The sequence below is a fragment of the Streptomyces sp. NPDC048255 genome, assembly GCF_040652415.1.
Classification (GTDB): domain Bacteria; phylum Actinomycetota; class Actinomycetes; order Streptomycetales; family Streptomycetaceae; genus Streptomyces.
Genome location: NZ_JBEZMA010000004.1, coordinates 146,823 through 160,074 on the forward strand (window position 1 = coordinate 146,823; position 13,252 = coordinate 160,074).

Sequence of the window (13,252 nt, forward strand, 5' to 3'; positions counted from 1 at the left end):
CCTGGTTCTTGGCTAGTTCTTGGTGATCATCGAGCGGAGGAAGAAGAGGAGGTTGGCCGGCTTCTCCGCCAGGCGGCGCATGAAGTAGCCGTACCAGTCCGTCCCGTACGCGGTGTAGACGCGCATCCGGTGTCCTTCGGCGGCGAGCCGCAGGTGCTCCTCGCTGCGGATGCCGTACAGCATCTGGAACTCGTACTCGTCCAGCTTTCGCCCGGCCTGCCGGGCCAGCTCCTGCGCGATGGCGATCAGACGCGGGTCGTGGGACCCGATCATCGGGTAGCCCTCGCCCTCCATCAGGATCTTCATGATCCGGACGTACGCCTTGTCGATCTCGCCCTTGTCCAGGTACGCGACCTCGGCGGGCTCCTTGTAGGCGCCCTTCACGATCCGGACGCGGCTGCCGGCGGCGGCCAGGCGGCGGGCGTCGGCCTCCGTGCGGAAGAGGTAGGCCTGGATCACGCAGCCGGTCTGCGGGAAGTCACGGCGCAGTTCCTCGTGGATGGCGAACATCGAGTCGAGGGTGGTGTGGTCCTCTGCGTCCAGCGTAACGGTGGTGCCGATGGCGGCGGCGGCCTCGACGACCGGGCGGACGTTGGCGAGCGCGAGCTCGTGGCCGCCCTCCAGCGCCTGGCCGAACATCGACAGCTTGACCGACATCTCGACGGTCTCGCCGAGGCCCAGGGCCGCGAGGTGCTCGATGAGTTCGAGGTAGGCGTCGCGGGCGGCGTAGGACTGCTCCACCGCGGTGATGTCCTCGCCGACCACGTCGAGGGTGACCTCGAGGCCCTTGCGGGTGAGGTCCTCGACGATCGGGATGACCTGGTCGACCGTCTCGCCGGGGATGAACCGGGTCACCACGGGCTTGGTCACCGGGGCGGCGGAGACGATACGGCGCATCTTGTCGCTGCGCGAAGCGGCGAGGATCACGGGACCCAGCACGGGGGCACCTCCAACGGGTGGCAGAAGCAGACATACGGGTCCGTCGCCGGTCGGGCGGGGCCGTAAGGAAAACGCAAGTAAAACCACCGTGAAACCTAAGGATCGCTTTGATCCTCTGCCATCGACAGCTGTCACGCATCCGTGCTCGGGATCTCATACATATGTCTGAAGGGCCGGTCCGGAGGTGGGAGAATGTCCGGGTGAAAGGCGATTACCAGGACCTGGTGGACGAGATCTCGGCGCTGCTCGGCGCCCCGGCGACGCTGGAGAACCGGGACTTCCGCCTCATCGCCTTCGGCGCGCACGACAGCGACGACGACGCGGCCATGGACCCGGTCCGCACCCGCTCGATCCTGACCCGGCAGTCGACGGCGGCCGTACGGTCCTGGTTCGAGGGCTTCGGCATCGCCCGCGCCACCGGACCGGTACGGATCCCCGCGGCCCCGGAGGCCGGGGTGTTCCGGGGGCGGATCTGCCTGCCGGTGCGGTACCGGGGCATCGTGCAGGGCTACGTGTGGCTGCTGGACCAGGAACCCGGCCCCGGGCCGGAGGCGCTGGCCGCGGCCATGGAGGTGGCCCAGCGGATCGGGGTGCTGCTCGCCGAGGAGGCGAAGGCCGGGGCCGACCTGTCACGGGAGTTCCTCGCGGTGCTCACGGCCGGGCGGGGCTGGCAGCAGGACATGGCGGTGGCCGCGCTGCGGGCGGCGCTGGGCGCGGGCGGGGAGGGGACGCACGCGGTGGTGTGCCTGGCCCCCTGGTCCGGGGAGGCCCCGCAGTCGGTACCGGGCGCGGCGGCCGTGTGCGTGGCGCCCTGGCGGGCGGCCGGCGGCCCGGATTCCGGCTCGGCGCCCGAGGCGGGCCGGGGCGGCGGACGTGCGCTCGCGGTGCTGGTCCGGCTCCGCTCGACGGACACGCTCACGCCTGCCGTGAACGTGGCGTCACGCCTCCTGCCGGGCTCGGGACACGGCACGGGCCACGGCACGGGCCCGGGCAACGGCTCCGGCTCCGGCTCAGGGCCAGGTGTTGGCTCGGCCCACGGCTCCGGTCCGGGGAGCGGCCCCGGTCCGGGGAGCGGCTCCGGATCGGGCGGCCCCGCCGGCTCCGGATCGGGCAGCGGCTCCGGCCCAGGTCATGGATCCCGCTCGGGCCGCGGCCCCGGCCCGGCGGGGGTCGCCGGAGGCGCCGGTGTCCCGGCGGCGCCCTCGGCGGGGGTCGCCGACCCGGTCAGGGCCCTCGCGGACCTGTCCACCGCCTGGCGGCAGGCGACCGCCGCGGCCCGGGCGGCCGCCGCGCAGCCCCGGCTCGGCCCCGTGGCCGAGTGGTCGGCGATCGGCCCGTACCGGATGCTGGCGGACCTCGCCTCCGATCCGGCACACGACCCGGCGGCCCGCGCCCTGTTGACCCCGGCCCACCGGGAACTCGCCCGCACCGCCGAGGTGTTCCTGGACTGCGCCGGCCAGGCGGGCCGCGCGGCGGCGGCCCTGGGCATCCACCGCCAGACCTTGTACTACCGCCTCGCCCGGGTGGAGCAGCTCACCGGCCTCGACCTGGACGAGGGCGAGGACCGCCTGCTGCTCCACATGGCCCTGAAGGCGGCCCGCCTGCACGGCTGACCCCCTGCGAGATTGCCCCCGACCCCACATGACTGCCCGTCAAGGTCCGGGCCGCCACCGGTCGACGGCCGGCCGGACAGACGGGTCGGGAGGGGCCGGGCCGGGCCAGGCCCGGCGGAGGTTCCCGCTCCGTCAGGCGGTGTCCGCGGGCCCCGTCACCGCTTCGGCGGCCCGTCGCATGCCCTCGGTGAACTCCTCCGCCGTGACCGCCGAGTCCGGGTCGAACAGCCTCTGGACCATCAGGCCGTTCAGCAGCGCCTGGTAGAAGGCGCCCAGCGTCCGCTCGTCCCGCTCGTCGAGCTCGTCCTCCGGGGTGCCGGTCAGCATCGAGATCAGCCCCCGGCGCCCCTCGGCCTGCGAGGCCGCGAGCATCGCCCGCAGCTCCGGCCGCTCGTCCCGGCCGAGCGCGACCTCCAGGCCGGCCGCCCAGACGGGACCGGACTCCTCGTGCTGGGCGAGGACGCCCTCCCAGACCGCGCGGAACCGCTCCAGGCTGCCGCCTCCCCCCGGCAGGCCGGCCTGGAAGACCTCGCCCCACTCCCCCATCAGGGCGATGAACGCCTGGCTGAGCAGGGCGTCCTTCGACCCGTAGTGGTAGCCGATCGACGCCAGGTTCGTACCCGAGGCGCTGACGACGTCGCGCGCGGTGGTGCGCACGAAACCCTTCTCGACCAGGCACTTCTTGGCGCCTTCGAGCAGATCTTCGCGGTGTCCCATGGGCGCCACGGTAGCAAGACAGCTGTCCTAGACGGAGGTCCTATACACATGTCATAGACGGACGGTTATGACGTCTGTGCATTGCTGCCCGGGGTCCGGCGGGCGCAACGCGAAAGGGCCCGGGGGATTCCCCCGGGCCCTTCGCCTGTGCGGGACGGCTCAGCCGAGGCTGACCGTACGCGCCGAGACCGCGCCGATCTCGGCGGAGATGTCCGCGAGGACTCCGCCCGGGACCTCGGCGTCGACGGTGAGCACCGCGAGGGCCTCGCCGTGCTCCTCCGCGCGGGCGACCTGCATGCCCGCGATGTTCAGGCCGGCCTCGCCGAGGAGCTGGCCGACCTTGCCGACCACGCCCGGGCGGTCGGTGTAGCGCAGCACGACCATGAAGTCGGCGAGCGCCAGGTCCACGTCGTACTCGCCGATGCCGACGATCTTCTGAAGGTGCTTCGGGCCCGCGAGCGTGCCGGAGACCGAGACCTCCTGGCCGTCCGACAGGGTGCCGCGGACGGTCACCACGTTGCGGTGGTCCGGGGACTCCGAGCTGGTGGTGAGGCGGACCTCGACACCGCGCTCCTGCGCGAACAGCGGGGCGTTGACGTAGGAGACCGTCTCGTCCACGACGTCCTCGAAGACGCCCTTGAGCGCGGAGAGTTCGAGCACCTTGACGTCGTGCTGGGTGATCTCGCCGCAGACCTCCACGTCGAGACGGACCGCGACCTCGCCCGCGAGGGCGGTGAAGATGCGGCCGAGCTTCTCGGCGAGCGGCAGGCCCGGACGGACGTCCTCGGCGATGACGCCGCCCTGGACGTTGACCGCGTCCGGCACGAGCTCACCGGCGAGCGCGAGGCGCACCGACTTGGCGACCGAGACGCCGGCCTTCTCCTGGGCCTCGTCCGTGGACGCGCCGAGGTGCGGGGTGCAGACGACCTGGTCCAGCTCGAAGAGCGGGGAGTCCGTGCAGGGCTCCTTCGCGTACACGTCGAGACCGGCGCCGGCGACGCGGCCCTCCTTGATGGCCGAGTACAGCGCGGCCTCGTCGACGATCCCGCCGCGGGCGGCGTTGACGATGCGCACGGACGGCTTCACCTTGTGCAGGGCCTCGTCCCCGATGAGACCGAGGGTCTCGGGGGTCTTGGGCAGGTGCACGGTGATGAAGTCGGCGACCTCGAGGAGCTCGTCCAGCGTCAGCATCTTGACGCCCATCTGGGCGGCCCGCGCGGGCTGTACGTAGGGGTCGTAGGCGACGACCTTCATGCCGAAGGCCGACATGCGCTGGGCGACCAGGACGCCGATGCGGCCGAGGCCGACGACGCCGAGGGTCTTCTCGCTGAGCTCGACGCCCGTGTACTTGTTCCGCTTCCACTCACCGTTCTTCAGGGCGGTGTTGGCCTGCGGGATGTTGCGGGCGGTCGCGACGAGCAGGCCGCAGGCGAGCTCGGCGGCGGTCACGATGTTCGAGGTCGGGGCGTTGACGACCATCACGCCGGCCTTGGTGGCGGCGGAGACGTCGACGTTGTCCAGACCGACACCGGCACGGGCCACGACGCGCAGCTTCTTGGCGGCGGCGATGGCCTCGGCGTCGACCTTGGTCGCGGAGCGGACGAGGATCGCGTCGACGTCGACGATGGCGGGCAGCAACTCGGCGCGGTCGGCGCCGTTGCAGTGCCGGATCTCGAAGTCCGGGCCGAGCGCCTCCACAGTGGCGGGCGACAGCTCTTCGGCGATGAGTACGACAGGTTTCGAGCTCACGTGGGTCCTCACAAGTCCAGTGCGGACGGCCGTCCCGACGGCCGCAGGCGGTGGAGGGGGTAGCCGCGTGGAAGACGCACGACACTGTGGGCCTGACGCGTATGTGTTGAGCAGTGTAGTGGCGCTGAGGGGCCGGATTTCCGCCTGTACGGAAGGATCACCCGTCCGTGGTTGGCCGAGGTGGACAAGGAACGCGTGTGGAGGGCCGGATTCCCGGCCGTCCGGGCGGTTCCCGCCCTCCGGTGGAGTGCGGCGGGGCCGGGACGCACCGCCCCGGCCCCGCCGCCCACGAGATCAGCTCTCGTCGCTGTCGACCCAGCTCATCAGCTTGCGCAGCTTCTTGCCGGTGGTCTCCAGCAGGTGCGCCTCGTCGGCCTTCTTGTACTCGTTGTACTTCGGCAGACCGGCCTTGTACTCGGCCATCCAGGTGTTGGCGAACTCGCCGCTCTGGATCTCCGCGAGGACCTTCTTCATCTCGGCCTTGGTGGCGTCGGTGATGACGCGGGGGCCGGTGATGTAGTCGCCCCACTCGGCGGTCTCGGAGACCGACCAGCGCATCTTCTCCAAGCCGCCCTCGTACATGAGGTCCACGATGAGCTTCAGCTCGTGCAGGCACTCGAAGTACGCGATCTCCGGCTGGTAGCCGGCCTCGGTCAGGGTCTCGAAACCGGCCTTCACCAGGGCGGAGGCACCACCGCAGAGGACGGCCTGCTCACCGAACAGGTCGGTCTCGGTCTCCTCGGTGAAGGTGGTCTTGATGACGCCGGCGCGGGTGCCGCCGATGCCGGCCGCGTACGAGAGCGCGAGGGCGAAGGCGTTGCCCGAGTGGTCCTGCTCGACGGCCGCGATGCACGGAACGCCGCGGCCCTCCTCGTACTGGCGGCGCACCAGGTGACCCGGGCCCTTCGGGGCGACCAGGGCGACGTCCACGTTGGCCGGGGGCTTGATGAAGCCGTACCGGACGTTGAAGCCGTGGCCGAAGAACAGCGCGTCGCCGTCCTTGAGGTGGTCCTTGATGGACTCCTCGTAGATCTCGGCCTGGAGCGGGTCCGGGGTGAGGATCATGATGACGTCGGCCCAGGCAGCGGCCTCCGACACGGAGACGACCTTGAGACCCTGCTCCTCGGCCTTGGCCTTGGACTTCGAGCCCTCCTTCAGGCCGACGACGACGTCGACGCCGGAGTCACGCAGCGACAGCGCGTGGGCGTGGCCCTGGCTGCCGTAGCCGATGACAGCGACCTTGCGGCCCTGGATGATGGACAGGTCGGCGTCGTTCTCGTAGAACAGCTCGGCCACTGGGATATCTCCTTGGTGCGCTGGTGTTGCTCCCACCGTACGGTGGGGAACGGAATCTAAGTTTCTCGGTCTCGCTATACGAACGGTCGAGCCGTTCAGGGGTGTCGCGGAGTTGTCGCGGGGGGTCAGGCGCTGCGGTCGAGGGCGCGCAGACTGCGGTCCGTGATCGACCGGCCGCCACGCCCTATGGCGATCGTGCCGGACTGCACGAGCTCCTTGATGCCGAACGGCTCCAGCATCTTGAGCATGGCGCCGAGCTTGTCCGCGCCGCCGGTCGCCTCGATGGTGACGGCCTCCGGGGAGACGTCGACCGTCTTGGCGCGGAACAGCTGGACGATCTCGACGATCTGCGAGCGGGTCTCGTTGTCGGCGCGGACCTTCACGAGGACGAGCTCGCGCTCGATGGCGTTGTGCGACTCCAGCTCGACGATCTTGAGCACGTTGACCAGCTTGTTGAGCTGCTTGGTCACCTGCTCGAGCGGGAGGTCCTCGACATTCACGACGATGGTGATGCGGGAGATGTCGGGGTGCTCGGTGACACCGACCGCAAGGGAGTCGATGTTGAACCCGCGGCGGGAGAACAGCGCGGCGATCCGGGCGAGGATGCCGGGCGTGTTCTCGACCAGGACGGAGAGCGTGTGCTTGGACATGTGAGGCGTTCTCTCTCTCAGGCTCTCTCGGCTCAGTCGTCTTCGTTGTCGCCGAAGTCGGGACGGACGCCCCGGGCTGCCATGACCTCGTCGTTGGAGGTGCCGGCGGCGACCATCGGCCACACCATGGCGTCCTCGTGGACGATGAAGTCGACGACGACCGTACGGTCGTTGATCGCGTTGGCCTCGGCGATGACCCGGTCCAGGTCGGCCGGGTCCTCGCAGCGCAGCGCCACGCAGCCCATGGCCTCGGACAGCTTGACGAAGTCCGGGACGCGGGTGCCCTGGCGGGGGGCGATCGACTCGCCGAGCTGGGAGCCGACCGCGTCGTGGCCGGTCTCGTCCGCGTGCAGCACGGTGCTGGAGTACCGCTGGTTGTAGAAGAGGGTCTGCCACTGGCGGACCATGCCCAGGGCGCCGTTGTTGATGATGGCGACCTTGATCGGGATGTTGTTCAGCGCGCAGGTGACCAGTTCCTGATTGGTCATCTGGAAGCAGCCGTCGCCGTCGATCGCCCAGACCGTGCGCTCCGGCATGCCGACCTTGGCGCCCATCGCGGCCGGGACCGCGTAGCCCATGGTTCCGGCGCCGCCGGAGTTCAGCCAGGTGCGCGGCTCTTCGTACTTGACGAAGTGCGAGGCCCACATCTGGTGCTGGCCGACGCCCGCCGCGTAGATGGTGCCCTGCGGCGCGAGCTCGCCGATCCGCTCGATGACCTGCTGGGGCGAGAGCATGCCGTCCTCGGGCAGGTCGTAGCCCAGCGGGTAGGTGTCGCGCCAGCGGCTGAGGTCCTTCCACCAGGCGGTGTAGTCCCCGGCGTTGCCCTCGGTGTGCTCGGCCTGGACGGCCTGGATCAGGTCGGCGATGACCTCGCGGGCGTCACCGACGATCGGGACGTCCACGGCGCGGTTCTTGCCGATCTCGGCCGGGTCGATGTCCGCGTGGATGATCTTGGCGAAGGGGGCGAAGCTGTCCAGCTTGCCCGTGACGCGGTCGTCGAAGCGGGTGCCGAGCGCGATCAGCAGGTCCGACTTCTGCAGCGCGGTGACGCCGGTGACCGAACCGTGCATGCCCGGCATGCCGACGTGCAGCGGGTGGCTGTCGGGGAAGGAGCCCAGCGCCATCAGGGTGGTGGTGACCGGGACGCCGGTCAGCTCGGCGAGGACCTTCAGTTCGGCGGTCGCGCCGGACTTCATGACGCCGCCGCCGACGTACAGCACCGGGCGCTTGGCCTGGCAGATGAGCTTGGCGGCCTCGCGGATCTGCTTGGCGTGCGGCTTGGTGACCGGCCGGTAGCCGGGGAGGTCCATGGTCGGCGGCCAGCTGAAGGTGGTCTTCGCCTGGAGGGCGTCCTTGGCGATGTCGACCAGGACCGGGCCGGGGCGGCCGGTGGAGGCGATGTGGAAGGCCTGCGCGATCGTCCGCGGGATGTCCTCGGCCTTGGTGACCAGGAAGTTGTGCTTGGTGATCGGCATCGTGATGCCGACGATGTCCGCCTCCTGGAAGGCGTCGGTGCCGATCGCCTTGGAGGAGACCTGGCCGGTGATCGCGACGAGCGGGACGGAGTCCATGTGCGCGTCGGCGATCGGGGTGACCAGGTTGGTGGCGCCCGGGCCGGAGGTGGCCATGCAGACACCGACCTTGCCGGTGGCCTGCGCGTAGCCGGTGGCGGCGTGGCCGGCCCCCTGCTCGTGGCGGACCAGGATGTGACGGACCTTCTTGGAGTCCATCATCGGGTCGTACGCGGGAAGGATGGCGCCGCCCGGGATGCCGAAGACGGTGTCGCACCCCACCTCTTCGAGAGAGCGGATGAGGGACTGCGCACCCGTGACGTGCTCAACTGCGGTGGACTGGTGTCCGCCGGAACGGGGCCGCGGCTGCGGATGGTGGGCCCCGGTGGCCTGCTCGGTCATCGGCATTCTCTTCTCGAAGCTGAGGGTTTAACGAAGGTTCGACTCTGTGCCAGTGCAACAAAAAACCCCTCGTGCCGGGGGGCAAGCGAGGGGAGCGCGTCGGGTGCGTTGAGCGGGGACATGCTGGCCCCAGCTTCAGCCGACGCGCTTTCCAAGTACGAGAATTCGGGTGCGCATGGCACTGACCCTCCCTCCGGCGAGAGGTTGATGTCAAGTAGGTGGGACGGGCGTCTCATTATGTGAGCCTCTACGGATGACCATCGAGCCTCCGGTGGAGCCTCCGGCCAAGGCCGGCTGGGCAGCTCCGCCCGGTACTGGGAACGTACCGCGCACCAGCGCCCGCCGCAGCCTGTACTCGTCAAGGGGGCCAGAAAATGCCACTCCCTGCCCGTGGGTGCATCCCATCGCCCGCAGGGCCATGACCTGCTCCGGGAGGTCGACCCCGTCGGCCACCGACTGCATGCCGAGGTCGTTCGCGATCCGCAACAGGCCTGCCGTGATCTTGTGGAGGCGGGCGGACTCTACGACCCCCTCCACCAGGCCCCGGTCGAGCTTGAGCATGTCGACCGGAAGGCGGCGCAGGGCGCTGATGGCCGCGTAGCCGCTGCCGAAACCGTCCAGGGCGATTCCCACGCCCAGCCGGTGCAGGGCCGCGAGACGCCGCTCCAGGTCCTCGAAGGGCACCCTGGGGTCGGAGACGGCCAGCTCGAGGATCAGGGCGCCGGAGGGCAGCCCGTGCCTGGTCAGCAGGGCTTCGACGGAGCCCAGGGGCATGGCGCGGTCCAGGAGCCGCTGGGCGGTCATCCGTACGGCCACCGGTACGTCGTGCCCGGCCCGCTGCCGGTCGGCGGCCTGCTCCACGGCCTCCTCCAGCAACCAGCGGCCCAGCTCGGCGGTGCGCGAGGCGTCCGCTCCCGCGGGGGCGGGGGCGCCGCCCTCGCTGTACTCGGCGACCCGGAGGAACTCGGCGGGGGTGAAGAGGATCCCCTGGGCGGAGCGCCAGCGGGCCTGCGCGGCCACGGCCGAGATCTCCCCGGTGGCCAGCGAGACCACCGGCTGGTGCAGCAGGGCGAACTCTCCCTCGTGGAGGGCGGTCCGCAGCCGCCCTGCCAGCTCGGCCCTGCGGACCACCTCGGCCTGCATCTGGGGCGCGTACATCTCGACGCGGTCCTTGCCGCCCGCCTTGGCCCGGTACATCGCGAGGTCCGCGTTGCGCATCAGGTCCGATGGGGTGATGCCGGGGTCGGCGAAGGCCACGCCGATGCTCGCGGCGACCCGGACCTCGCTGCCCGCGATCCGGTACGGCTGGGACAGGGTGGTGCGCAGCCGGTCGGCGATCTCGTGCACCTGGTACTCGCGGGCGCTGCGGTCCCGGCTGCCGTCGCCCAGGATCAGCGCGGCGAACTCGTCACCGCCCAGGCGGGCCGCGGTGTCGCCGGCGCGGACGGAGTCCTGGAGCCGGCGCGCGGCCTCGACGAGCAGCTCGTCGCCGGCCTGGTGGCCGATGGTGTCGTTGACCGCCTTGAAGCCGTCGAGGTCGATGAAGAGCACGGCGGTGCTGTGGTCGCCCGCCCTGCGGCCGGTGAGGGCCTGGCGGACGCGGCGGGTGAACAGGGCCCGGTTGGGCAGGTCGGTCAGCGGATCGTGTTCGGCGCTGTGCTGGAGCTGCGCCTGGAGCCGGACCCGCTCGGTGACGTCCCGGCTGTTGAGGATGAGCCCGCCCTGGTGCCGGTTGACGGTGGACTCCACGTTGAGCCATTCGCCGCCGCCCGACTTGAAGCGGCACTCGATGCGGGTGGTGGGCTCCTCCGCGGGCGGTGCGGCGAGGAAGCGGCGTACCTCGTGGACCACGCGGCCGAGGTCGTCGGGGTGGATCAGGGTGGCGAGCTCGGTGCCGACCAGCTCCTCCGCCTCGCGTCCGTAGACCCCGGCGGCGGCGGGGCTGACGTAGCGCAGGGTCCCGGTGGGGGCGGCGATCATGATCACATCGCTGGACCCCTGGACCAGGGAGCGGAAGTGGTTCTCCTTCTGGGCCAGTTCCTGGGTCAGGGCGATGTTGTCGAGGAGCATGATGCCCTGCCGGATGACGAGGGCGAGCACGACCGTGCAGCCGGTGAAGACGACCATCCGGTCGACCTTCCGGCCGTCGACGACGTTGTAGAGGATGCCGAGGGTGCAGACGGCGGCCGCGAGGTACGGGGTGAGGGCGGGCAGCGAGCCGGTGATGGGACGGCTGTGCGTGCGCTCCCCGCGCGGGTGGCCGACCGGTTCCTGGCCGGGGTGCATGCGCCGGGCGCCCCAGGGCGCGTAGGCCAGGAGCAGGGAGCCGGCGAACCAGCCCGCGTCGAGCAGCTGGCCGGACTGGTACCCGGCGCTGAGCAGCGGCGAGGTGAACAGGGCGTCGCTGAGCACGGTCAGGGCGAGCGCCGCGATGGCCGTGTTGACGGCGGAGCGGTTGGTCTCGGACCGCCGGAAGTGCAGGACCAGGACCATCGAGACGAGCGCGATGTCCAGCAGCGGGTAGGCGAGGGAGAGGGCGGCGCGCGGAACGCTGCCGGGGGCGCCGGACTGGGCCGTCTGCGCGGCGTGCGCGAGGGCCAGGCTCCAGGACAGGGTGAGCAGGGAGCCGCCGATGAGCCAGGAGTCGAGGCCCAGGCACACCCAGCCGGCCCGGGTGACCGGCCGCTTCGCGAGGACGAGCAGGCCCACGATGGCGGGCGGGGCGAAGCAGAGGAAGGCGAAGTCGGCGACGGAGGGTTTGGGCACCTCCTGGCCGAGGATCACCTCGTACCAGCCCCAGACCGCGTTGCCACAGGCGCCCATGAGGGAGGAGAAGGCGAAGAGCAGCCACGCGGGGCGTTCACGGCTGTCGATCGCCCGCGCGTAGGAGTAGCAGGAGAGCGCGGCGAGTATCCCTGCCGCACTGAGTCCGAAGTCGCCCATGATCTCGGCGACTTCCTCGGACCCCCAGTTGAGGGCGGCACCGACCGCGTACCCGCCGCTGACCACCGCGAGGAGCACCTGCATCGCCAGGCTTCTGCCTCCGTCCGCGCCGGGCGGCCGGTTCAGGAGCGCCGCCCCCTGGGCGCTCACCGGTCCCCCTCGCCGGCTGGTTCCGGTGCAGCCCAGTCTCGGCAGCGTCGCCTCCGGCGGCTCTGCCGCGTCGGATCCTTCGTCCATTGGCCGTGCATCGCCCGTCGCCCCCCAAAGTGTCCGATCACTCCCCAGCGCCAGACGTTCGTGGCGCAGCCCCTTCTTCCGGACGATACACCACTTTCGTCACTCAGGGACATACCTTCTCTACTCTCCGTTACCACCTGGAGAGTTGCTGCGACTGCATGCATTCGGGCGAATGCGGAGCGTGCGCGGTGTCCGTCACTCGGCGATCAGTACGGTGTGCTCCACGGGCTCGCCGGCGGCGAACCGGGTCAGCTGGCGGGCCAGCAGGCGCTTGGCCCGTGGCTCGAACGCGCTGCTGCTCCCGCCCACATGAGGTGTGATCAAGACGTTCGGCGCATGCCAGAGCGGGTGGCCGGCGGGCAGCGGTTCCGGGTCGGTGACGTCCAGCGCGGCACGCAGCCGGCCGGACTCCACCTCCGCCAGCAGGGACTTGGTGTCGACCACGGGTCCGCGCGCGACGTTCACGAGCAGGGCGCCGTCCTTCATCCGGCTCAGGAATCCGGCGCCGGCCAGGCCGCGGGTGTCCTCGGTGAGCGGGGTCGACAGGATCACCACATCGGCCCGCGGCAGGAGTTGGGGCAGGTCGGCGAGGGCGTGCACCGGCCCGCGCGCGGTGGTGCGCGCCGACCGTGCGACCCTCGTGACGGGCCCGCACTCGAAGGGCACGAGCCGGTCCTCGATGGCGGCGCCGATCGATCCGTAGCCGACGATCAGGACGGACTTGTCGGCGAGGGCCTCGTAGAAGCCGCCGTGCCACTGCTCGCGGTCCTGCCCGCGGACCATGCCGGGAATGCCGCGCAGCGAGGCCAGCGTCAGGGCGAGGGCCAGCTCGGCGGTACTGGCCGTGTGGACCCCGGCGGCGTTGCACAGCCGGACGCCGGGGCGCAGGTGGCCGAGGCCGCCGAGGACGTGGTCGATGCCGGCGGTCAGGGTCTGGACGACCTGGACGGCGGGCATCGCGGCCAGCGGCCGCACGGTGACCTCGGGGGACTTCATGTAGGGGGTCACGTAGAAGACGCAGTCGGCCGGATCGGCCGGGAAGTCCTCCTCGCCGTCCCACTGGCGGTAGCGGAAGGAGTCGGGGAGGCCTTCGACCTCTTCGGCGGGGAAGGGGAGCCAGACGTCCGGGGTGTTTGCAGTCATGATCCCGAGGCTATGCCAGGCCATCCGGATCAAGCCGTTAGTTTGGGGGCGG

The 13,252-nt window shown here is 70.9% G+C and carries 9 protein-coding genes; 1 reads left to right on the top strand and 8 read right to left on the bottom strand.

Annotated features, from left to right (window positions below; translation table 11 throughout):
* Window positions 1-12: 12 nt before the first annotated feature.
* A complete protein-coding gene (locus tag AB0D94_RS06045) occupies window positions 13-939 on the bottom strand; it encodes a proline dehydrogenase family protein (RefSeq protein WP_362046151.1) in 927 nt (308 codons plus the stop codon).
* A gap of 200 nt (window positions 940-1,139) precedes the next feature.
* Between AB0D94_RS06045 and AB0D94_RS06050 the strand changes: the two genes are divergently transcribed.
* Entirely contained in the window at window positions 1,140-2,552 is a 1,413-nt protein-coding gene (locus AB0D94_RS06050) for a helix-turn-helix domain-containing protein (protein WP_362046154.1), read from the top strand.
* A gap of 132 nt (window positions 2,553-2,684) precedes the next feature.
* Here AB0D94_RS06050 and AB0D94_RS06055 read toward each other — a convergent pair whose 3' ends face one another.
* The 7 genes from AB0D94_RS06055 to AB0D94_RS06085 form a co-directional block, all read right to left on the bottom strand.
* Window positions 2,685-3,269, bottom strand: coding sequence for a TetR/AcrR family transcriptional regulator (locus tag AB0D94_RS06055; protein WP_362046157.1), 585 nt, complete (start codon window positions 3,267-3,269; stop codon window positions 2,685-2,687).
* 159 nt (window positions 3,270-3,428) lie between these two features.
* The gene (serA, locus tag AB0D94_RS06060) at window positions 3,429-5,018 is read right to left on the bottom strand and encodes a phosphoglycerate dehydrogenase (protein ID WP_362046160.1); all 1,590 of its coding nucleotides are present in this window, start codon (window positions 5,016-5,018) and stop codon (window positions 3,429-3,431) included.
* Window positions 5,019-5,312: 294 nt separating this feature from the next.
* Window positions 5,313-6,314: a ketol-acid reductoisomerase gene (gene ilvC, locus AB0D94_RS06065; RefSeq protein WP_362046163.1), complete on the bottom strand. Its 1,002-nt coding sequence runs from the start codon at window positions 6,312-6,314 to the stop codon at window positions 5,313-5,315.
* 125 nt (window positions 6,315-6,439) lie between these two features.
* Window positions 6,440-6,964, bottom strand: a complete 525-nt coding sequence (gene ilvN / locus AB0D94_RS06070; RefSeq protein WP_031150278.1) for an acetolactate synthase small subunit — start codon at window positions 6,962-6,964, stop codon at window positions 6,440-6,442.
* Window positions 6,965-6,996: 32 nt separating this feature from the next.
* A complete protein-coding gene (locus AB0D94_RS06075) occupies window positions 6,997-8,883 on the bottom strand; it encodes an acetolactate synthase large subunit (RefSeq protein WP_362046168.1) in 1,887 nt (628 codons plus the stop codon).
* Between the two features lie 204 nt (window positions 8,884-9,087).
* Window positions 9,088-11,904, bottom strand: a complete 2,817-nt coding sequence (locus AB0D94_RS06080; protein WP_362046471.1) for an EAL domain-containing protein — start codon at window positions 11,902-11,904, stop codon at window positions 9,088-9,090.
* Window positions 11,905-12,252: 348 nt separating this feature from the next.
* Window positions 12,253-13,200: a 2-hydroxyacid dehydrogenase gene (locus AB0D94_RS06085; RefSeq protein ID WP_362046171.1), complete on the bottom strand. Its 948-nt coding sequence runs from the start codon at window positions 13,198-13,200 to the stop codon at window positions 12,253-12,255.
* Window positions 13,201-13,252 lie beyond the last annotated feature (52 nt).